The 20,294-nt window shown below is 60.8% G+C and carries 21 protein-coding genes; 11 read left to right on the forward strand and 10 right to left on the reverse strand.

Annotated features, from left to right (window positions below; translation table 11 throughout):
• Positions 1-71 precede the first annotated feature (71 nt).
• Positions 72-767 (forward strand): uracil-DNA glycosylase, encoded by a 696-nt coding sequence (gene ung / locus ACM6JM_RS18645; protein ID WP_064384152.1) that lies wholly within the window; start codon positions 72-74, stop codon positions 765-767.
• A 151-nt stretch (positions 768-918) separates the two neighbouring features.
• Here the strand turns inward: ung and ACM6JM_RS18650 are convergent, their stop codons facing one another.
• The 4 genes from ACM6JM_RS18650 to ACM6JM_RS18665 are packed head-to-tail and all read right to left on the reverse strand — an operon-like array spanning position 919 to position 4,957.
• Entirely contained in the window at positions 919-1,956 is a 1,038-nt protein-coding gene (locus ACM6JM_RS18650) for an AbrB family transcriptional regulator (RefSeq protein ID WP_039772696.1), read from the reverse strand.
• Positions 1,949-3,463, reverse strand: coding sequence for a tripartite tricarboxylate transporter permease (locus tag ACM6JM_RS18655; protein ID WP_414882323.1), 1,515 nt, complete (start codon positions 3,461-3,463; stop codon positions 1,949-1,951). The genes ACM6JM_RS18650 and ACM6JM_RS18655 overlap by 8 nt, the downstream gene beginning before the upstream one ends.
• A gap of 1 nt (position 3,464) precedes the next feature.
• The gene (locus ACM6JM_RS18660; protein ID WP_039772692.1) at positions 3,465-3,923 is read right to left on the reverse strand and encodes a tripartite tricarboxylate transporter TctB family protein; all 459 of its coding nucleotides are present in this window, start codon (positions 3,921-3,923) and stop codon (positions 3,465-3,467) included.
• A gap of 56 nt (positions 3,924-3,979) precedes the next feature.
• Complete coding sequence (locus tag ACM6JM_RS18665; RefSeq protein WP_414882324.1) at positions 3,980-4,957, reverse strand: Bug family tripartite tricarboxylate transporter substrate binding protein; 978 nt, start codon at positions 4,955-4,957, stop codon at positions 3,980-3,982.
• Between the two features lie 450 nt (positions 4,958-5,407).
• Between ACM6JM_RS18665 and ACM6JM_RS18670 the strand changes: the two genes are divergently transcribed.
• The gene (locus tag ACM6JM_RS18670) at positions 5,408-6,079 is read left to right on the forward strand and encodes a response regulator (RefSeq protein WP_007957980.1); all 672 of its coding nucleotides are present in this window, start codon (positions 5,408-5,410) and stop codon (positions 6,077-6,079) included.
• Entirely contained in the window at positions 6,072-7,457 is a 1,386-nt protein-coding gene (locus ACM6JM_RS18675; protein WP_039772688.1) for a sensor histidine kinase, read from the forward strand. Before ACM6JM_RS18670 ends, ACM6JM_RS18675 begins: the two co-directional genes overlap by 8 nt.
• Here ACM6JM_RS18675 and ACM6JM_RS18680 read toward each other — a convergent pair whose 3' ends face one another.
• Both ACM6JM_RS18680 and ACM6JM_RS18685 read right to left on the reverse strand, forming a co-directional pair.
• Positions 7,458-8,279 carry an HDOD domain-containing protein gene (locus ACM6JM_RS18680; protein ID WP_039772686.1) on the reverse strand — a complete coding sequence of 274 codons (822 nt, stop codon included), beginning with the start codon at positions 8,277-8,279 and terminating at the stop codon, positions 7,458-7,460.
• 35 nt (positions 8,280-8,314) lie between these two features.
• Positions 8,315-9,256 (reverse strand): YgfZ/GcvT domain-containing protein, encoded by a 942-nt coding sequence (locus tag ACM6JM_RS18685; protein ID WP_414882325.1) that lies wholly within the window; start codon positions 9,254-9,256, stop codon positions 8,315-8,317.
• 149 nt (positions 9,257-9,405) lie between these two features.
• Here ACM6JM_RS18685 and ACM6JM_RS18690 point away from each other — a divergent pair, with 149 nt between their 5' ends.
• Complete coding sequence (locus ACM6JM_RS18690; protein ID WP_007957989.1) at positions 9,406-9,660, forward strand: succinate dehydrogenase assembly factor 2; 255 nt, start codon at positions 9,406-9,408, stop codon at positions 9,658-9,660.
• Entirely contained in the window at positions 9,644-10,096 is a 453-nt protein-coding gene (locus ACM6JM_RS18695) for a protein YgfX (RefSeq protein ID WP_074691089.1), read from the forward strand. Before ACM6JM_RS18690 ends, ACM6JM_RS18695 begins: the two co-directional genes overlap by 17 nt.
• Here the strand turns inward: ACM6JM_RS18695 and nadB are convergent.
• Positions 10,065-11,681: an L-aspartate oxidase gene (gene nadB, locus ACM6JM_RS18700; protein WP_064594112.1), complete on the reverse strand. Its 1,617-nt coding sequence runs from the start codon at positions 11,679-11,681 to the stop codon at positions 10,065-10,067. The two genes, ACM6JM_RS18695 and nadB, sit on opposite strands and share 32 nt — an antisense overlap.
• Positions 11,682-12,240: 559 nt before the next feature.
• Between nadB and rpoE the strand changes: the two genes are divergently transcribed.
• From rpoE to ACM6JM_RS18720, 4 genes are all read left to right on the forward strand, one after another.
• Positions 12,241-12,822 carry an RNA polymerase sigma factor RpoE gene (rpoE, locus tag ACM6JM_RS18705; protein ID WP_003172477.1) on the forward strand — a complete coding sequence of 194 codons (582 nt, stop codon included), beginning with the start codon at positions 12,241-12,243 and terminating at the stop codon, positions 12,820-12,822.
• A 31-nt stretch (positions 12,823-12,853) separates the two neighbouring features.
• Entirely contained in the window at positions 12,854-13,441 is a 588-nt protein-coding gene (locus ACM6JM_RS18710) for a sigma-E factor negative regulatory protein (RefSeq protein ID WP_039772679.1), read from the forward strand.
• 8 nt (positions 13,442-13,449) lie between these two features.
• On the forward strand, positions 13,450-14,412 hold the full coding sequence (locus ACM6JM_RS18715; RefSeq protein ID WP_039772677.1) for a MucB/RseB C-terminal domain-containing protein: 963 nt from the start codon (positions 13,450-13,452) through the stop codon (positions 14,410-14,412).
• 206 nt (positions 14,413-14,618) lie between these two features.
• The gene (locus ACM6JM_RS18720) at positions 14,619-16,067 is read left to right on the forward strand and encodes a DegQ family serine endoprotease (RefSeq protein ID WP_163974163.1); all 1,449 of its coding nucleotides are present in this window, start codon (positions 14,619-14,621) and stop codon (positions 16,065-16,067) included.
• Between the two features lie 78 nt (positions 16,068-16,145).
• Here the strand turns inward: ACM6JM_RS18720 and ACM6JM_RS18725 are convergent, their stop codons facing one another.
• A complete protein-coding gene (locus ACM6JM_RS18725; RefSeq protein WP_323150930.1) occupies positions 16,146-17,579 on the reverse strand; it encodes a M48 family metalloprotease in 1,434 nt (477 codons plus the stop codon).
• A 97-nt stretch (positions 17,580-17,676) separates the two neighbouring features.
• Between ACM6JM_RS18725 and ACM6JM_RS18730 the strand changes: the two genes are divergently transcribed.
• Both ACM6JM_RS18730 and ACM6JM_RS18735 read left to right on the forward strand, forming a co-directional pair.
• Positions 17,677-17,916, forward strand: coding sequence for a sulfurtransferase TusA family protein (locus ACM6JM_RS18730; protein WP_007958011.1), 240 nt, complete (start codon positions 17,677-17,679; stop codon positions 17,914-17,916).
• Between the two features lie 32 nt (positions 17,917-17,948).
• Positions 17,949-19,019 (forward strand): AI-2E family transporter, encoded by a 1,071-nt coding sequence (locus ACM6JM_RS18735; RefSeq protein ID WP_039772670.1) that lies wholly within the window; start codon positions 17,949-17,951, stop codon positions 19,017-19,019.
• A gap of 34 nt (positions 19,020-19,053) precedes the next feature.
• On the opposite strand, the gene ACM6JM_RS18740 is transcribed toward ACM6JM_RS18735, so the two are convergent.
• Positions 19,054-19,527 (reverse strand): peroxiredoxin, encoded by a 474-nt coding sequence (locus ACM6JM_RS18740; RefSeq protein ID WP_163974165.1) that lies wholly within the window; start codon positions 19,525-19,527, stop codon positions 19,054-19,056.
• A gap of 10 nt (positions 19,528-19,537) precedes the next feature.
• The gene (locus ACM6JM_RS18745) at positions 19,538-20,098 is read right to left on the reverse strand and encodes a glycine cleavage system protein R (protein WP_007958014.1); all 561 of its coding nucleotides are present in this window, start codon (positions 20,096-20,098) and stop codon (positions 19,538-19,540) included.
• Between the last annotated feature and the right edge of the window lie 196 nt (positions 20,099-20,294).

Consider the following 20,294-nt stretch of genomic DNA (forward strand, 5'->3'; position numbering starts at 1 on the left):
TGCGTCAGATCAATTGACAAGCGTGGTCGGCTTTCCTAGGGTTCGCCCCATTGTTTTTGCCGGGTATGACCATGACTGCTGACGACCGTATCAAACTCGAACCGAGCTGGAAGGAGGCACTGCGTGCCGAATTCGACCAGCCCTACATGGCAGAGTTGCGCACTTTTCTGCAGCAGGAGCGGGCGGCCGGCAAGGAAATCTATCCGCCGGGCCCGATGATCTTCAACGCGCTGAACTCGACGCCGCTGGACAAGGTGAAAGTGGTCATCCTCGGCCAGGACCCGTACCACGGCCCGGGCCAGGCCCACGGCTTGTGCTTCTCGGTGCAACCGGGCGTGCCGGCGCCGCCGTCGCTGGTCAACATCTATAAAGAGCTGAAGCGCGACCTGAACATCGACATCCCTAACCACGGCTATCTGCAGAGCTGGGCCGATCAGGGCGTGTTGATGCTCAACACCACCATGACCGTCGAACGCGCCAACGCCAATGCGCACAAGGACAAGGGCTGGCAGTTCTTCACGGATCGGATCATTGAAGTGGTCAGCCAGAAACAGCCGCATCTGGTGTTCATGCTTTGGGGGGCCCATGCGCAGAGCAAGCAGAAGCTGATCGACGCCACCAAACATCTGGTGCTGACCTCGGTGCACCCGTCGCCGCTGTCGGCCTATCGCGGCTTCCTCGGTTGCGGGCATTTCAGCCGCACCAATAAATTCCTGGAGCAGAATGGCGAAGCGCCGATTGAATGGCGCCTTCCGTCGGTGGTCTGACGTTCAGGGCTGGCGGCTAATTTCGTTCCCACGTCGAGGCGTCGAACCGTCCGCGTGGGAATGCCTCAATGAGCGCTCTGCGTCCGCTTTGGGACGCGGAGCGTCCCGGGCTGCATTCCCACGCAGAGCGTGGGAACGATCAAACACCGGCTCAGGTTTCGGGATTACGGTTCCAGTATTTGAACAACGGTTCCGCCAGAAACAACACGAACAGCAGCCGCATCACCTGCATTGCGGTCACCAGCGGCACCGACAGTTGCAGGGTTTCCGCCGTCAGACTCATCTCGGCGATCCCGCCGGGCATCATGCCCAACGTCAGCGAGCGCAGGTCCAGATGGGTCAGCGCACTCAATCCCAACGCCGCCAGTGTCGCGATCAACATGGTGAGTGCCGTGCCGATCAACGTGCGTCCCATGAACGATGGTGCGCGGCGGAAGAACTGGCGGTTGAAGTGACAGCCCAGACCGCTGCCGATCAGCCACTGGCCGATCTGACTGCCGCCATTGGGCAGGCCGATGTGCAGATCCCAGCCGATGCTCACTGCCGCGCTGACCAGCAGCGGGCCGAACAGCCAAGGGTTGGGTTGACGCAGACGTTGCCAGAGCCAGGCGAGCAGGCCGCCCGCCGGAAAAAGAATCGCCAGCCAGCGCCAATCGACGCTGCCGGCGTGTGAAATCGGATTGCCGTCACCCAGCAGATACTTGAACGCCGCCGGAACACACAACACCACCACCAACACCCGCAGACTCTGCCCGGCCGCGACATGGCTGAGCAGCGCGCCGTTGCGGGCGCCGAGGTTGACCATCTCCCCGGAGCCGCCGGGCATGCTGGAGAAAAACGCCGTGGCGCGATCCTCGCCGGTGCGGCGCATCAGCCACACGCCGACCACCGCTGACAGGCTGGTGACCAGCGCGCCGAAGAAGATCAGGCCGAAGTGGCCGAGCACCTGCTCCATCACCAGCGGGGTGAAATGCAGGCCGATGCCGATCCCGACGATCCACTGGCCGCACTTGCGGCCGCCAGGGATTTCGGTCAATTGCCACGGGGTCAGGCAGCGCACCAGGATGATCGCCAGCAACGAGCCGACCATCCACGGCAGCGGCCAGCCGATCTGGCTGGCGATGTAACCGCCAAGCAGACCGACCAGCGGGGTTCCCCACCAGGTTTTGAGGGAGAGCCGATCAGACATCGGCAACGGCGCGTTGCGCGGCCGAGCGTTTGCGCCAGATGCGCAGCAGCGGCATCAGCAACATGATGGCAGTCAACACCCAGACGCCGAAGGTGATCGGACTCGACCAGAGGATTTCCAGCGCACCGTTGGAAATCGACAGCGCCCGGCGCAGGTTCTGCTCCATCAGCCCGCCGAGGATGAACCCCAGCAGCACTGGCGACAGCGGGAAGTCCAGTTTGCGCAGGATGTAGCCGAAGATGCCGATGCCGACCATCAGGAACAGGTCGAATGTGGTCGCGTGTACGGCGTACACACCGATCCCGGTGATGATCGCGATCACCGGCACCAGAGCCCAGTTCGGCACGGCGAGGATGCGGGTGAAGATGCGGATCATCGGGATGTTCAGAATCACCAGCATGATGTTGGCGATGAACAGCGAGGCGATCAGGCCCCAGACGATGTCCGGTTGTTGCTGGAACAGCAGCGGGCCCGGAGTGATGTTGTACAGCGACAGGGCGCCGATCATCACCGCCGTGGTGCCCGAGCCCGGAACGCCGAGGGTCAGCATCGGCACCAGCGCGCCGCAAGCGGAGGCGCCGATGGCGGTTTCCGGTGCAGCGAGGCCGCGGGCGTCGCCCTGACCAAACTTGCCGCTGGTACCGGCGATGCGTTTCTCGGTCATGTAGGCCACGGCGCTGGCGAGGGTCGCACCGGCACCCGGCAACACGCCCATGATGAAACCGAGCAGGCCGCAACGGATGTTCACCACGAACACCGACGCCGCTTCCTTGAAGTTGAACATCATCCGCCCGGTGGCTTTCACCGCTTCCTGGCCGCGGTGGGTTTTCTCCAGCAGCAGAAGGATTTCGCTGACCGAGAACAGACCCAGTACCAGCACCACGAACTGAATGCCGTCAGTCAGGTGAATGTTGTCGCCGGTGAAACGGTACACACCGCTGTTGGCGTCGATGCCGACGCTGGACAGGAACAGGCCGATCAACGCCGCAATGAAAGTCTTCAGCGGTCGGTCACCGGCCATGCCGCCGAGACAGACAATCGCGAACACCATCAACACGAAGTATTCCGCCGGACCGAAGGCAATCGCCCATTTCGCCAGCAGCGGGGCGAACAGCACCATGCCGCAGGTGGCGATGAAGGCGCCGATGAACGAACTCCATGCCGACAACGACAGCGCCACGCCAGCCAGGCCTTTGCGGGCCATCGGGTAACCGTCGAGGGTGGTCATCACGGTGGAGGCTTCGCCCGGAATGTTCAGCAGGATCGAGCTGATCCGGCCGCCGTATTCGCAACCCAGATAAACCGCTGCCAGCAGGATCAGTGCCGATTCCGGCGGCAGCCCGAGGGCGAATGCAATCGGGATCAGCAACGCCACGCCATTGATCGGGCCCAGGCCCGGCAACAACCCGACCACGGTGCCGATCAACGTGCCGGTCAGGGCCGTGACCAGGTTGTACGGACTCAGCGCGACGCCGAAGCCCTGACCCAAATAACCGAGAGTATCCATATCAGTTCTCCAGAACGTCGAGCAGGCCGAGGGGCAGCGGTACGTCCATCACGCGGTCGAACAATACGTACAAACCAATCGCCATCAGCGTCGTGACAATGACGCTGGGCACCCAGCGCCCGCCATACAGGCGCGCCATCGGAATACCGATCAGAATGCTGCTGAGGATGAAGCCCAGCGGTTCGAACAAACCGGCGAACACCAGCAGCAGGGCGACGCAGATCGCGATCTTGGTCAGGGTTTCGCGATCCAGCGGCGGTTCGTCCTCGCTGTGTTTGATCGGCGCCGGGCGGAACACCATGTACAGCAGCGCCAGGCCCATCAGGCCGAGCATCAGCAATGGAAACGCCCGAGGGCCCACCGGTTCGTAGGAAAAAGCCGCCTGATACGGCCACGCCATCAGTGCCAGGCCGGCACAGGCCAGCAACAGCACCGAGGCAAAAATGCGTTGAATAAGCATGAGGGAACTCCTGCCATGGCCCCGGCGAGAGGGCCATGGACGCTAGACAGAGACGATCACTGAATCAGGCCGAACTCTTTGGCCAGCACCTTGTAGTCCGCCACCTGTTTCTTGACGTAGGTGTCCAGCTCGGGACCGGTCATGGCGAACGGGAACAGTTCACGCTGATCGCGCAGCTTGGCGAAGTCGTCGGAGGCCAGCAGTTTGTCGAAGGAGTCTTTCCACCAGGCGTAGTCTTCATCGCTGACTTTTGGCCCGAGGTAGAAACCGCGCACCACCGGCCAGACGATGTCGTAGCCTTGCTCGCGCGCGGTAGGAATGTCCTTCATTTCCGGCTCGTCCAGGCGTTTCTCGGCAAATACGGCCAGCAGGCGCATGTCGCCGCTCTGGATATGCGGCATGGAGTCGGAAATGTCGGTACTGCCGACCTGGATATGACCGCCAAGCAGGGCGGTGGCGATCTCGCCGCCCCCTTCGAGGGCGACGTAACGCAGGTCGCGCGGGTTGATCCCGGCGGCTTTGGCGATCAGCGCAGTCTGCATCCAGTCCTGGCTGCCGACGGTACCGCCGGAGCCAATGACCACGGAACTCGGATCTTTCTTCAGCGCCTGCACGAGATCATCGAGGGTTTTGTAGGGCGAATCGCTTTTCACCGCGATGGCGCCGTAGCTGGTGCCGACCGCCGCCAGCCAGCGCACGTTGGATTCATCGAACCGACCAAACTTGCCCTGGGCCAGGTTCAACAGCGATCCGCTGGACCACGCCACCAGCGTGCCGGCATCGGCCGGACGCTGCGCCACAACGGCGTTGTACGCCACCGCACCGACGCCACCGGGCATGTAAGTCACGCGCATCGGTTTGGTCAGCAGTTTTTCGTTGACCAGCGCGCTTTGCGCCAGTTTGCAGGTCAGGTCGAAACCACCGCCGGGGGAGGCGGGGGCGATGCATTCCGGACGTTTCGGTTCGGCCATCAGTTGGCCGGCGAACAGCACGCAACCGGCGGCGAGGGCGAAACGGCGCAGGGATCGGTTCATGAGTGTCTCCACGGGAGTTGTTGTTTTTGGGGATGTTTCAGGTGCGGCGGTTTCGCGCGCGCAGGCTAACAGGCTCAGACCCGGACGGGTTGAACGCCGCGCAGCCGAGGATGGCGCTGACAAGCGAAAACGGGGAAATTCGAGAGGAAGAATGAAACGGGTCAACCTGAAGCTGTGTGGACAGCATGGTGCAGTACCTCGTTATTGTTCTTATTGGCGAAAACGCATCGAGGCGTTTTTCGAGAGCTACGGTTTGAAGCTACGGTGTATGAACAGGCAAAACGGCGAAGGTCGGCAGTCGGGACCTTCGGTAAAGCGACTCTAACGGCCCAACCTTTCGCTAACCTTTCAGTATTCTTTCGCGTGTTTTCGGGCTTCACAGTGGCGGTTGCGGCTGTAAACTCCGCCGCAAAGAATGGCATCGGCCATCCCTGAATGAGGTAGAGATCCATGCGTGTCCTGCTCGTCGAAGACCATTTGCCGCTGGCCGAAAGCGTCGCCCAGGCGCTCAAGAGCACCGGTCTGACCGTGGATGTCTTGCACGATGGCGTGGCTGCCGACCTGGCCCTGGGCAGCGAGGAGTACGCGGTGGCGATCCTCGATGTCGGTCTGCCGCGCATGGACGGTTTTGAGGTGCTGGCGCGCCTGCGGGCCCGGGGCAAGAACCTGCCGGTGCTGATGCTGACGGCCCGTAGTGACGTCAAGGATCGGGTCCATGGGCTCAATCTCGGCGCCGATGACTACCTGGCCAAGCCGTTCGAACTCACCGAGCTCGAAGCACGGGTCAAGGCGTTGCTGCGCCGCAGTGTGCTTGGCGGCGAACGCCAGCAGCGCTGCGGTGTGCTGGCCTATGACCTCGACACCCGGCGCTTCACCCTCGGCGATGAATTGCTGACACTGACTTCTCGCGAACAAGCGGTGCTCGAAGCGCTGATCGCCCGTCCGGGTCGAGTGATGAGCAAGGAGCAACTGGCTGCGCAGGTGTTCGGTCTCGACGAAGAGGCCAGCCCCGATGCCATCGAAATCTACGTGCACCGCCTGCGCAAGAAGCTCGACGGCCATTCGGTGGCCATCGTGACCTTCCGCGGTCTGGGCTATTTGCTGGAAAGCCGCGATGCATAAGCCCAGCAGCCTGCGCTGGCGGTTGCTGTGGAACCTCGCACTGCTGCTGGTGGTGTTGATGCTCGCCAGCGGATTGAGTGCGTACTGGAACGGTCGCGAAGCCGCCGACACCGCCTACGACCGCACGCTGCTGGCCTCGGCGCGGACCATCGCCGCCGGTCTTTCGCAGCGTGATGGCAGTCTCAGTGCCGACGTGCCTTACGTGGCGCTCGATACCTTTGCTTACGACAGTGCGGGTCGGATCTATTACCAGGTCAACGATATCAACCAGAAGTTGATTTCCGGCTATGAAAATCTGCCGGGCCCGCCGCCAGGCACGCCGAGAACCGACAGCTATCCCGCCCTCGCGCGGTTTTACGACGCGAAATATCAGGGGCAGAACGTGCGTGTGGTCAGCCTGCTGAAAGCGGTCAGCGAGCCGAACATGAACGGCATGGCGGAAATCCGCGTCGCCGAAACCGACGAGGCGCGCGTCAGCATGGCCCGCAGCCTGGCGGCCGACACCTTGCTGCGGCTCGGGATGCTGGCGATTGGCGCGTTGTTGCTGGTGTGGTTTGCGGTGAGTGCGGCGCTGCGGCCGATCGAGCGTCTGCGCACGGCAGTGGAAGAGCGCCAGCCTGACGACTTGCGTCCGTTGCCGCTGGTGGAAGTCCAGCATGAGTTGTCGCCGCTGGTGCGTGCGCTCAATCACTTTACCGAACGCCTGCGCGGGCAATTCGAGCGGCAGGCGCAATTCATCGCCGATGCGGCCCATGAACTGCGCACCCCACTGGCAGCGCTCAAGGCGCGGCTTGAACTGGGCTTGCGCTCGAACGAGCCGCAGACCTGGCGCGAAACGCTGGAATCCTCGGCACAAAGCACGGATCGCCTGACCCATCTGGCCAATCAGTTGCTGTCGCTGGCCCGAGTGGAAAACGGCGCCCGGGCGATTGCCGAGGGTGGTGCACAGTTGCTCGATCTGAGTCAGTTGGCGCGGGAACTGGGCATGGCCATGGCGCCGCTGGCCCATGCTCGCGGCGTTGCCTTGGCGCTGGAAGCGGACGAGCCGGTGTGGCTGCGCGGCGAGCCGACATTGCTCAACGAGTTGCTGAGCAATCTGGTGGATAACGCGCTGGCGCACACGCCGCCGGGCGGCAACGTGATTCTGCGGGTCACGGCGCCGGCGGTGCTGGAGGTTGAAGACGATGGGCCGGGCATTCCGCTGGAAGAGCGGGACCGGGTGTTCGAACGTTTTTACCGGCGCAACCAGCAGGTGGCCGGTTCCGGGCTGGGGTTGGCGATTGTCGGGGAAATCTGCCGCGCGCATCTGGCGCAGATCAGTCTGCACGATGGCGAGCAGGCGGGTTTGAAGGTGCGGGTGAGTTTTGTCGCCGGTTGATCAGTAGAACATCGACCGCGATTCTTCCAGATCGGCGCACAGCGCCTTGTTTTCCGGATCGATACCAAGCTTGCGGAACGCCGGCACGCTGAACGGATCGATGCGGGCCAGCGGATGGTCGGTGTCCTTGTGGCAATACAGGCTGGCCACTTGCACGATGTCGACGTAATCGATCTGCTGCGATTCGCGCTTGAGGTCCTGATACAGCCCCGGCAGCTCCACCAGACGCTCCGGAAACTCCCAGACCCGCAGCAGCTTGTCGCCGAGCAACGGGTGAATGTGGTCGATCACATGATTGAGGCTGACCGGGTCGGACAGCAATTCGTAGTGGTCTTCGGCGTAGGTCAGGATCGGCAATACGCCGATCTGATGAACCAGTCCACCGAGCGCAGCCTGATCGGGCTTGAGCTGGGTGTAACGGCGGCAGAGGGCGTAGCTGACGCCGGCGATCTCCAGGCTCTTGCGCCAGACTTCGCGCATTTTCTGTTCGACCACGTCGGAGCGGGCGTGGAAGATCTGCTCCATCACCAGACCGATCGCCAGGTTGCTGCTGTAGTTGACGCCGAGCCGGGTGATGGCGGTGTGCAGGTCGGTGACTTCCTGGGTGGCGCGCAGCAGCGGGCTATTGACCACTTTGATCAGACGCGCCGACAGCGCCGTGTCGCGGCCAATCACTTTGCTCAGGTCGCTGACGCTGATGTCCGGGTCTTCGGCGGCCTTGCGAATCTGCAGGGCCACTTCCGGTAACGTTGGCAGAACCAGGTCATCGTTATCGATGGCCTCAACCAAATCCTGTTGGACCTTATCCGCCAGCTCACTCATGTCGTTTCTCTAGGGTGTTGCAACAAATGCTGCGATCAACGCTGGATTTCGCGGTCGCGATCCAGTTCGTATGGCAGGTCGAGCAAGTGCAGCGCCGGACCTTCGGCCGAGCCCAGATGCAAGTCGCCCGCTTCGGCAGCTTCGGCCTGCAACACCGCCAGCAGTTCAATATTCTTTTCGGTACGGGCGGCCAGCACCACTTCGCCGATCGAACTGCCGTGGCTCGGGGCGAACAGCGGGGTGCCGGGCTCCGGCAACTCAGCGGCGTCCAGTTGCACGCGGTACAGGCGACGCTTGAGTTTGCCCAGGTACTGCATGCGCGCGACGATTTCCTGGCCGGTGTAGCAGCCTTTCTTGAAACTCACACCGCCGACGGCTTGCAGATTGAGCATCTGCGGGATGAACAACTCGCGGGTGCTCGGCATGACCTGGCCGATCCCGGCACGGATCTGGCCCAGCAGCCATTGATTGAGTTCGCCTTCGGTCAATTGCGCGGACAGCTTGCCTTTGATGGTGTCGGCCTGATCGGCGGGCACCCAGAGTTCGGCACGATTAGGGGAGACGCGAATAGCGATCAGCCCTTCGTGGCGGGCCACGCTGTCGGTGTCTGCCGGCAGTTCCAGGCCCAGACTGCTCAGGACCGCATCGCCATCATCGAGGCCGAAGCGCACCCAGGAGGCGCTTTCGTCGGTCAGTTTCGATTTGGAGAACACTGCGTACTTTTTCAGGTCCGCCAGTTGCGGCTCCAGCAGCTCGCCGGCCATCGCCAGCAGCACGCCGTCGCCTTCCAGCACGATGCGGAAACTCGACTGCATCCGGCCTTTCTGCGTGCAGCGGGCGCCGAGGCTGGCCTGGGTTTCGCTCAGATAATTGATGTTGCAGGTCAGCTGGCCTTGCAGGAATTTGCCGGCATCCGCGCCGCGAACCGCGAGAACGCCTTCATGAGACAGGGTGCAGAAAAAAGCAGAATCGGCCATGGGTCATCGCAGGGTAAATAGACTGGGGCACATCATAAGGGGGCGGTGTTGAAATGGGTAGTTCATAAAGGATCGATGGTGCCCGACCAAAGCCGACTGTTCGGGCCGCTTCGGGCCTGTATACTTGCGGCCTATTTGAGGAGGGCTCCATGGTCGAACAAGTTGAACTGAATCGCCTCTTTTGGCACAGCCGTCGCGGCATGCTGGAACTCGACGTGTTGCTGGTGCCGTTCGTGAAAGAGGTCTACGCCAATCTGAACGAGGTGGATCGCGCGCTGTATGTCCGCCTGCTCGAGTGCGAGGATCAGGACATGTTCGGCTGGTTCATGGAGCGCAGCGAATCGGAAGATCCCGAGCTGCAACGCATGGTTCGCATGATTCTGGATCGTGTCCAGCCCAAGTAACACGTTCGAATGCCGCTGGCATGCCTCACGGCAGTTGCTGGCGGCGTATCTGTTGGCCCAGGCATTCGCGCTGGGTTCTCTGTTTCTGTTATCGATTCCATTCTGGGCTGGGTTGCTCGGGGCTTTCGCGTGTCTCGGCCATGCTGCGCGGGTGTTGCCGCGGCAGATTCTGCTGAGTCATCCCAAGGCATTTTGCGGATTGCGTCGTGACGTCGATGGCTGGCAATTGTGGAATCGGGCCGATGGCTGGCAGGCGGTGCAATTGCGCCCGGACAGCCTGGCGCTGCCGCTGATCGTGGTGCTGCGCTTTCGATTGCGTGGTGAGCGGCGAGTCAGATCGATCTGCGTGCCGCGGGATGCGCAGGCGGCGGATCTGCACCGGCGCCTGCGGGTTCGCCTGAAGTTCAGCCGGCGTAGGTGGGCGGCACCAGAATAGTGTCGAGCGCTTCGGGCAGCAGGTTCGGGTAGTCGAGGGTGTAATGCAGGCCTCGGCTTTCCTTGCGTTCCATGGCGGAACGGATCATCAGTTCCGCCACTTGCGCCAGGTTGCGCAGCTCGATCAGATCGCGACTGACTTTATAGTTGCTGTAGAACTCGTCGATTTCGTCCAGCAGCAGACGCACCCGATGCTGAGCCCGTTGCAAGCGCTTGTTGGTACGCACGATGCCCACGTAGTCCCACATGAAGCGCCGCAGTTCGTCCCAGTTGTGGGCGATGATCACGTCTTCGTCGGAGTCGGTCACCTGGCTGGCGTCCCAGGCCGGCAGGGCGTGTGGAATCGCCACATCGGGAAGTTGCTCGAGAATGTCCGCCGCTGCCGAGCGGGCGTAGACGAAGCATTCGAGCAGCGAGTTGCTGGCCATGCGGTTGGCACCGTGCAGACCGGTGAAGCTGGTTTCGCCGATGGCGTACAGGCCGGGCACATCGGTGCGGCCCTGTTGATCGACCATCACGCCGCCGCAGGTGTAATGCGCGGCCGGGACGACCGGGATCGGTTGTTTGGTGATGTCGATGCCGAATCCGAGGCAGCGCTCGTAGACGGTCGGGAAGTGCGATTTGATGAAGGCTTCGGGTTTGTGGCTGATGTCGAGGTAGACACAATCGACACCCAGGCGCTTCATCTCGTGGTCAATGGCGCGGGCGACGATGTCCCGTGGCGCCAGTTCTGCACGTGAGTCGAAGCGCTGCATGAAGCGTTCGCCGTTCGGCAACTTCAAATGAGCCCCTTCGCCGCGCAGGGCCTCGGTTACCAGGAAACTCTTGGCTTGCGGATGATAGAGGCAGGTGGGGTGGAACTGGTTGAACTCCAGGTTCGCCACCCGGCAGCCCGAACGCCACGCCATGGCGATGCCATCACCGCAGGCTCCGTCGGGGTTGCTTGTATATAGATAGACTTTGGCGGCGCCGCCGGACGCCAGGATCACGAAGCGTGCGCCGAAGGTATCGACTTCGCCGGTTTTGCGGTTGAGCACGTAGGCGCCCAGGCAACGTTCGCCCTCCAGCCCCAGCCGGCGCTCGGTAATCAGATCGACTGCTACGCGCTGTTCGAGCAACTCGATGTTCGGGCGTTCTTTGGCCTGGGCCAGCAGGGTTGTGAAGATCGCGGCGCCTGTGGCGTCGGCGGCGTGGATGATGCGTCGATGGCTGTGGCCGCCTTCGCGGGTGAGGTGAAATTCGAAGCCGCCGTCTTCAGTCCCGGACTGATCGTCGCGAGTGAACGGCACGCCTTGATCGATCAGCCACTGGATCGCTTCTTTACTGTGCTCCACGGTGAAACGCACCGCGTCTTCATGGCAGAGGCCGCCGCCGGCATTCAGGGTGTCATCGACATGGGATTCGACGGTGTCGGTGTCGTCCAGTACGGCCGCGACGCCACCCTGGGCCCAATAGGTCGAGCCGTTGGCGAGGTCGCCTTTGCTCAGTACGGCGATGCGCAAATGACCGGGCAGGGTCAGCGCCAGACTCAGACCGGCAGCGCCGCTGCCAATCACCAGAACATCGTGTTGAAACTGTTGGCTCATTTCAGGATTCCGCTCAAAGCGACCCGGGTCGGGGTTGGCGCAGGACAGGCGGATGGGCGAGTCGAGACAGCCACACAGCCCACTAGTATATAGAGGGGTTGGGCGGCACAATAGTCGGGCCGATATGGCATTGTGAAACTACCGTGACGAAAAAATACGGACGCTTTGTCGGGAAGTTTTTTTCATCGGTTTTAGGAAAAAGCGACTGTATCGCAGATGAAACACGCTTTTTCAGCTCACGGTTGCACAATGTCGGCGCGGCACGTCTATAAATATTTGGAACTTTTGCCAAAGGCCCAAGATCAATAGACAGTTGCCCGAAACAAGGGACAGTGTCGGCTTCAATGCGGAACCTGCGGTTAGGTTCTTGCCGGCGAGCCGATGACAAGATTATTCGCGCAGCCGGTTCATCCCGCGCTGCGTTTTTCGTGCGTGCCAAATCAGAGCCCGCAGGAAACTTGCTTGGAGGGGGAGAACTTTTGCGAAAAGCCCGAGTCTATGTTTGCAAGTCCGGTCGTTTGGTCATGCAAGCCTCCTTCGAGTTTATCGAGGAGTGTTCATGCTAACCCAGGAAGAGGATCAGCAGCTGGTCGAACGCGTTCAGCGTGGCGACAAGCGAGCTTTCGATCTGCTGGTGCTGAAGTATCAGCACAAAATTCTCGGGTTGATCGTGCGTTTTGTGCACGACACCCATGAAGCCCAGGACGTCGCACAAGAAGCCTTTATCAAGGCGTATCGAGCGCTTGGAAATTTTCGCGGCGACAGTGCGTTTTATACGTGGCTGTACCGCATCGCCATCAACACGGCGAAGAACTATCTGGTTTCACGCGGCCGACGGCCGCCGGATAGCGATGTAAGTTCCGAGGACGCAGAGTTCTATGATGGCGATCACGGCCTGAAAGATCTCGAGTCTCCAGAGCGGGCATTGCTGCGGGATGAGATCGAAGGCACCGTCCATCGAACCATTCAGCAATTGCCAGAGGATTTGCGCACGGCGTTAACTTTGCGCGAATTCGATGGTCTGAGTTACGAGGACATCGCGAGCGTCATGCAATGTCCGGTTGGTACCGTGCGCTCCCGGATTTTCCGCGCCCGGGAGGCCATCGATAAAGCCCTGCAGCCGTTGCTGCAGGAAAACTAAAGACAGCGGCGACAGCCAAGAGAGGAACGCCATGAGTCGTGAAGCCCTGCAGGAATCGCTGTCCGCAGTGATGGATAACGAGGCGGACGAACTGGAACTGCGTCGAGTGCTCAATGCACTGGACGATGTTGAAACCCGTGAAACCTGGGCTCGTTACCAGATCGCTCGGGCAGCCATGCACAAGGATCTGTTGCTTCCACGTCTGGATCTCGCTGCGGCGGTTTCTGCTGCACTGGAAGATGAAGCCACTCCTGCCAAAGTGTCTCGTGGCCCATGGCGCAGCCTCGGTCGTCTGGCCGTAGCCGCTTCGGTGACTGTTGCCGTTCTGGCGGGTGTTCGCCTGTACAACCAGGACGAAATCGCCGGCGTCGAACTCGCTCAGCAATCCAATCAGCCAGTGTTGGCCACTCCTCAGGTCAAAGGCCCGGCGGTATTGGCAGGTTATAGTGAGAGTTCGGAAGCTACTGGCCCAATGGCCAATGGCGTATTGCAAGGTCAGCCAGGCTGGCACGATCAGCGTCTGCCAGGTTACTTGCGTCAACACGCTCAACAGGCTGCCTTGAAAGGCACCGAGAGCGCGCTGCCTTATGCACGTGCAGCAAGCCTGGAAAACCGTTAAGGGGGATCATGCGCGCCATACCTCTACTTTCGCTTCTGCTCAGCGGCTGGTTCATTGTTCCAGCCCACGCCGACGAGGCTCAGGACTGGTTGACCCGCCTGGGCCAGGCCGAGCAGCAGCAAAGCTTTCACGGCACATTCGTTTACGAGCGTAACGGTAGCTTTTCTACCCACAACATCTGGCATCGCGTCCAGAATGGCCAGGTCCGCGAGCGTTTGCTTCAGCTCGACGGTTCGGCTCAGGAAGTCGTGCGCATTGATGGACATACTCAATGCGTCAGCGGCACCCTGATTGCGGGGCTTGGGGATTCTCCCAATTCCGCCGCTCGCCCTCTCGATCCTCAAAAGCTGAAGAACTGGTATGAGCTTGCAGTCATTGGCAAGTCGCGTGTGGCCGGGCGTGAAGCGGTGATCGTATCGCTGACGCCGCGTGATCAGCACCGCTACGGTTTCGAACTGCATCTGGACAGGGAAACGGGTCTGCCGCTCAAGTCGCTGCTGTTGAACGACAAGGGGCAGTTACTCGAGAGATTTCAGTTTACGCGACTGGATACCTCTGAAATTCCATCCGACAAAGATCTGCAAGCCAATTCCGATTGCAAGACAGTCACCCTCGACAGCGACAAGGCTTCTGCGGTCAAGACCGCTCAGGTATGGCGTTCCGACTGGTTGCCTCCTGGCTTCGAACTTACCAGCAGCTCCTCGCACAAGGATCCGGAAACCAAGACCCAGGTCAACAGCCTGATGTATGACGATGGTCTTGCACGATTTTCTGTCTTTCTGGAGCCGCTGAACGGCGCAACCGTCACCGATACCCGGACTCAACTGGGCCCGACCGTTGCCGTATCCCGCCGTTTGACTACGCCTCAAGGCGAAATGATGGTCACGGTAGTTGGCGAGATTCCAATCGGGACCGCCGAACGGATTGCCCTGTCGATGCGCAATGATGGCGCTGCAACCAGCAAGCAGTGAGCTGATTCCAGCTATCTCCACTTCGTCGTCGAGACGTGAAATGTTTGCTGAGCATTTTCATTTGCAAAACAACCGAAAATTTTTTATAGGTCAGAGCCTCTCGGCTCTGGCCTTGTTTGTTGTTCCCGGAACAAAAATGCCGGCCTGTGGTTTCCGGTGTTCCTTGCTCCATATCGCTTAACCCTGCTCGTCGTAACGGGAGCTGTATGTCGATACCAAGCTTGAAGTCTTATCTCTCCATTTTCGCCACTGTGCTGGTGCTCGGTCAGGCTGTCCCTGTAGTTCAGGCGGCTGAAGCGGCCAGTCCGGCCAACCTGCCTGATTTCACCCAACTGGTCGAACAGGCCTCGCCTGCGGTGGTGAACATCAGTACCACGCAAAAGCTGCCGGATCGCAAAGTTAACCAGCAGATGCCTGACCTTGAAGGCTTGCCACCGATGCTGCGCGAGTTCTTCGAACGCGGCATGCCGCCACAGCAGCGTTCTCCGCGTGGTGATCGCCAGCGTGAGGCGCAATCGTTGGGTTCGGGCTTCATCATTTCGCCGGATGGCTACATTCTGACCAACAACCACGTGATCGCCGATGCCGACGAAATCCTCGTGCGTCTGGCAGATCGCAGTGAAATGAAGGCCAAGCTGATCGGCACCGACCCACGTTCCGACGTCGCGCTGCTGAAAATCGAAGGCAAGGATCTGCCAGTGCTGAAGCTTGGCAAATCCCAGGACCTGAAGGCGGGCCAGTGGGTCGTGGCAATCGGTTCGCCATTCGGCTTTGACCACACCGTAACCCAGGGCATCGTCAGTGCCGTCGGCCGCAGCCTGCCGAATGAAAACTACGTGCCTTTCATCCAGACCGACGTGCCGATCAACCCGGGTAACTCCGGTGGCCCGCTGTTCAACCTGAACGGTGAAGTGGTCGGGATCAACTCGCAGATCTACACCCGTTCCGGTGGCTTCATGGGTGTGTCGTTCGCCATTCCGATCGACGTGGCCATGGACGTTTCCAACCAGCTGAAAAGCGGTGGCAAGGTCAGCCGTGGCTGGTTGGGCGTCGTGATCCAGGAAGTGAACAAGGATCTGGCCGAGTCGTTCGGTCTGGACAAGCCGGCCGGTGCGCTGGTTGCACAGATTCAGGATGACGGCCCGGCCGCCAAGGGCGGCCTGCAAGTGGGTGACGTGATCCTGAGCATGAACGGTCAACCGATCGTCATGTCCGCTGACCTGCCACATCTGGTGGGTGCGTTGAAGGCTGGCGCCAAGGCCAATCTCGAAGTGATTCGTGACGGCAAGCGCAAGAATGTCGAGCTGACTGTCGGCGCCATTCCTGATGAAGACAAGGAGCTGGATGCCCTTCCGAAATCCGGTGCCGAGACCAACAGCAATCGTCTGGGTGTTTCGGTTGCCGAATTGAGCGCCGAGCAGAAGAAAACCTACGACCTGAAGGGCGGTGTGGTAATCAAGGAAGTGCAGGACGGTCCTGCGGCCCTGATCGGTTTGCAACCGGGCGACATCATCACGCACCTGAACAATCAGGCCATTGGTTCTTCCAAGGAGTTTGCCGAGATCGCCAAGGCGCTGCCGAAGAACCGTTCGGTGTCGATGCGCGTTCTGCGTCAGGGCCGTGCCAGCTTCATCACCTTCAAACTGGCTGAATGATCCAGTTATCGAAGAAGTAAAAGAAACCGCCTCGAAAGAGGCGGTTTTTTTGTGTCCGGAATTTGTCTCGGCGCGGGCTTAACCCATCATGTCCTTGACCATACGCTCCTGCTCCATCAGCTCGCGCTGGCGGGCATCGATACGCGACGACAGCGGGAAGTTGCTGCCGGCCTTGCGCTTGGCGAAGTCCAGTTGCTGGATGGCCTGACGATAATCGCCGACCAAGGCGAAATATTCGGCACGCGCCTGATGCAGGCCAATGATGTTGCCGGACAGCCCGCGAGTTTCTGCGACCTGATACCACACGTCCGGATCGTCAGGACGCGATTTCAACAAACCTTCCAGCGCCTTCTCTGCATCGGCGGTGCGGTTCTGTTTCAGCAACAGATCGACGCGCACCTGATTCAGCGGGTAATTGCCAGGGTACTGACTGAGCATCCGGTCAACCCGGGACTGGGCATCGGCCAGCTTGTTGTTGGTGATGTCCAGATCGACCTGCGCCAGGTTGTAGATGATCTCGTTCGGCGATTTGGCCAGCAGTTGCTTGAGATTCTCTCGTGCCTCGTTCAGCTGACCGCCCTTGATCTGGGCGATCGCCAATCCGTAACGGGCCACATCGTTATTCGGATTATCGTCCAGTTGCGCGCGAAAGCGCTTGGCACCAAGGCCCGGCGTTTCTTCGTAGATCAACTGCACCCGCGCGCGGATCAGTTGATAGCGCTTGCTGTCTTCGATGCCGCCGGGTTTAGCCTGTTCGGCGCGGTTGCGGGTGTCGGCGATCCGCGATTCAGTGACCGGGTGAGTCAGCAGGAACTCCGGCGGTTTGGCGTCAAAACGGTATTGGCGCATCAAACGCTCGAACATGGTCGGCATCGAGCGCGGATCGTAGCCGGCCTTTTCCAGGTTGAGGATGCCGATGCGATCGGCCTCCTGCTCGTTCTGACGCGAGAAGCGCCGTTGCTCCTGGATGGCCGCCGCTTGGGTGCCGGCAATCGCCGCGATGCCAGCGTCGCCCGCGCCGGCAGCGGCGATCACGATGCCGGCCAGCAGCGCCGCCATCATCGGCACCTGCATCCGCTGCGAGGCCTCGACGCCACGAGCGAAGTGGCGTTGGGACAAGTGAGCCAGTTCGTGAGCCAGTACCGAGGCATATTCGCCCTCGGTCTGGGCATTGAGGAACAGGCCGCCGTTGACCCCGACAATCCCGCCCGGTGCCGCGAAGGCGTTGAGCTGCGGGCTGTTGATCAGGATGAATTCCAGGCGTCGGTCATTGACCTGGCTGGTTTCCACCAGCTTATAGACACTGGACTCGACGTAGTCCTTGAGTTGTGGATCGTTGAGCTGGGAAACCTGGCTGCGCAGCAATGCCAGCCAGGCGCGACCCAGTTGATATTCCTGTTGTGGCGAGACGATGGCAGAGCTGGCGTCACCGAGTGACGGCAGGTCGTCGGCGAAGCCCGGTGAGGCGAGCAGGCAAGCGAGCGTCAGCAGGGTAGGGCGCAGAAATGTCATGCACAAAGCCTTAGTCGACAAAGACCTTACTGTAGCCGGACACCGGGCTTGCGACCAGATATTCTAGGCAGCCTGACTACCTGATCCGGAGTGACGCATGACCGACGCTGTAGCCCATGACTGTGAACTGGACGCCAGTGGCCTGAATTGTCCGTTGCCGTTGCTCAAGGCCAAAATGGAGCTGAACAAGCTGCCCAGTGGCGCAGTACTCAAGGTGATTGCCACGGATGCTGGCTCGCAACGCGACTTTCGCACCTTTGCCAAATTGGCCGGTCATACGCTGCTGCGTGAAGAGGACGAGGCGGGTGTCTACCGTTACTGGCTGAAAAAAGCCTGAAACCGACCGCGTAAATGACCTAAGGAAAATTGATGTTCAAAGTGTTGCGCGACTGGATTCAGCGCTACTTCTCCGATGAAGAAGCCGTGGTGCTGGCGGTTTTGCTGTTTCTCGCCTTCACCGCGGTGCTGACGCTTGGCGGAATGCTTGCGCCGGTGCTGGCCGGGATGGTGCTGGCGTATCTGATGCAGGGGCTGGTGCTCACGCTCGAACGTCTGCGCGTGCCCGGTGGGGCGGCGGTCGGTCTGGTATTTGCGCTGTTCATGGGCGTGCTGATGGTGTTCATCGTCGTGGTGCTGCCGCTGCTCTGGCATCAGTTGATCACGCTGTTCAACGAATTGCCGGGGATGCTCGCCAAGTGGCAATCGCTGCTGTTGTTGCTGCCCGAGCGCTATCCGCATCTGGTCTCCGATGAGCAGGTGCTGCAAGCCATCGAAGCGGCGCGAGGCGAGATCGGCAAGTTTGGCCAGTGGGCGCTGACGTTCTCGTTGTCGAGCCTGCCGCTGCTGGTGAACATCATGATCTATCTGGTGCTGGTGCCGATCCTGGTGTTCTTCTTCCTCAAGGACCGGGCGATGATCGGTGAGTGGGTGCGCGGCTATTTGCCGCGTGAGCGGGCACTGATCACCCGGGTCGCCGAGGAAATGAACCGGCAGATCGCCAACTACATTCGCGGCAAGGTTATCGAAATCGTGATCTGTGGCGGCGTGACCTATATCGCTTTCGTCGCACTGGGCCTCAACTACGCGGCGCTGCTGGCTCTGTTGGTCGGCGTGTCGGTGGTGGTGCCGTATGTCGGGGCCGTGGTGGTGACCGTGCCGGTGCTGCTGATTGCGCTGTTCCAGTGGGGCTGGAGCGATCAGTTCATCTATTTGATGGCGGTTTACGGGATCATTCAGACGCTGGACGGCAACGTGCTGGTGCCGTTGCTGTTTTCCGAGGCGGTCAACCTGCACCCGGTGGCAATCATCTGCGCGGTGCTGTTGTTCGGCGGGTTGTGGGGATTCTGGGGCGTGTTCTTCGCGATTCCGCTGGCGACGTTGTTCAAGGCTGTGCTGGATGCCTGGCCGCGCAAGGAGCCAGTTGTAGCTCCGCTGCTTTGAAAATGAAGCGGCGCCCGCAAGGGCGCCGACAGCATCAGGCCTTGTTCAGCGCCTGAGCAGCAGCCAGTACTGCATCCACGTGTCCTGGCACTTTCACGCCGCGCCATTCCTGACGCAGTACGCCGTTCTTGTCGATCAGGAAGGTGCTGCGATCAACACCCAGGTATTCCTTGCCGTAGAGTTTTTTCAGCTTGATCACGTCGAACAGCTGGCAGACGGCTTCGTCCTTGTCGCTGATCAGCTCGAACGGAAACTCCTGCTTGCACTTGAAGTTCTCGTGGGACTTCAGGCTGTCGCGGGAAATACCGAAGATTTCCGTGTTGGCAGACTTGAACGCTGCGTACTGATCGCGAAAGCCCTGACCTTCGGTCGTGCAGCCCGGGGTGCTGTCCTTCGGATAGAAGTAGATCACCACTTGCTTGCCCTTGAGGGCCGACAGGCTGACAGTCTGCCCGCTGGTGGCAGGTGCTTCGAAATCCGTAACCGGTTGGTCGATGACAACGGCCATGAAAGCTTCCTTACATTGGGTTCTGTGGGCGCCACGGTTCGATCAGTGCATCCAGGTTCATGGCGTCGGCGAAATCCAGGAACTGGTCACGCAGCCAGCTGATCTGGGTGCCGGCGGGCAGGGTCACGGTGAACGTGGCGTTGAGCATGGTGCCGCCGGTCTGCGGTGCCTGATAGGTATCGCAGGTCAGGTTTTCCAGCTCGACGTTGTGATCCATGAAGAACTGGCACAGCTCGTTGATGATGTCCGGACGGTATGCCGAAGACACGTAAGCCACGTACGGCAGGGCCTGCGGGCGGTTTTCCAGGGCGGCGCTGCGCACCACGTTGACGGTGAACGCATGACGCTTGGCCAGCACCGGCAGGCTGCCTTCCAGGCGGGCCAGGGCGTCCCAGCTGCCGGAGACCTCGAGCACCAGCGCGCTGCACTCGCCGTGGCGGGTCAGGCGCGAGGTGACCACCGCACAGCGGTTTTCATGGCTGGCGCGGCACAGGACGTTGGTCAGCTCCATGGGATTGGCGCCGAGGGCACTGATGACAAGGAATTGTTCGCGAACTGTGGGGGTGGACATGCAGCATTCCTAAAGCGATGAGCGGTCGGTAGCGAGAGGGCGTTGATTGCCGGGGCAATGACTGTCCGGAAGGCCCGATTCGTGTGGCGTTACGGCTCCATCAACAAGCAAGCGTACGGCAACGACACTGGAACGGGGCCCGGGAGGCCGAAACGGGAGACTGGAACCCGGCGTACAAGCTGATCAGTACCGATCA

Source organism: Pseudomonas sp. IT-P2, assembly GCF_949767575.1.
Taxonomy (GTDB): domain Bacteria; phylum Pseudomonadota; class Gammaproteobacteria; order Pseudomonadales; family Pseudomonadaceae; genus Aquipseudomonas; species Aquipseudomonas pharyngis.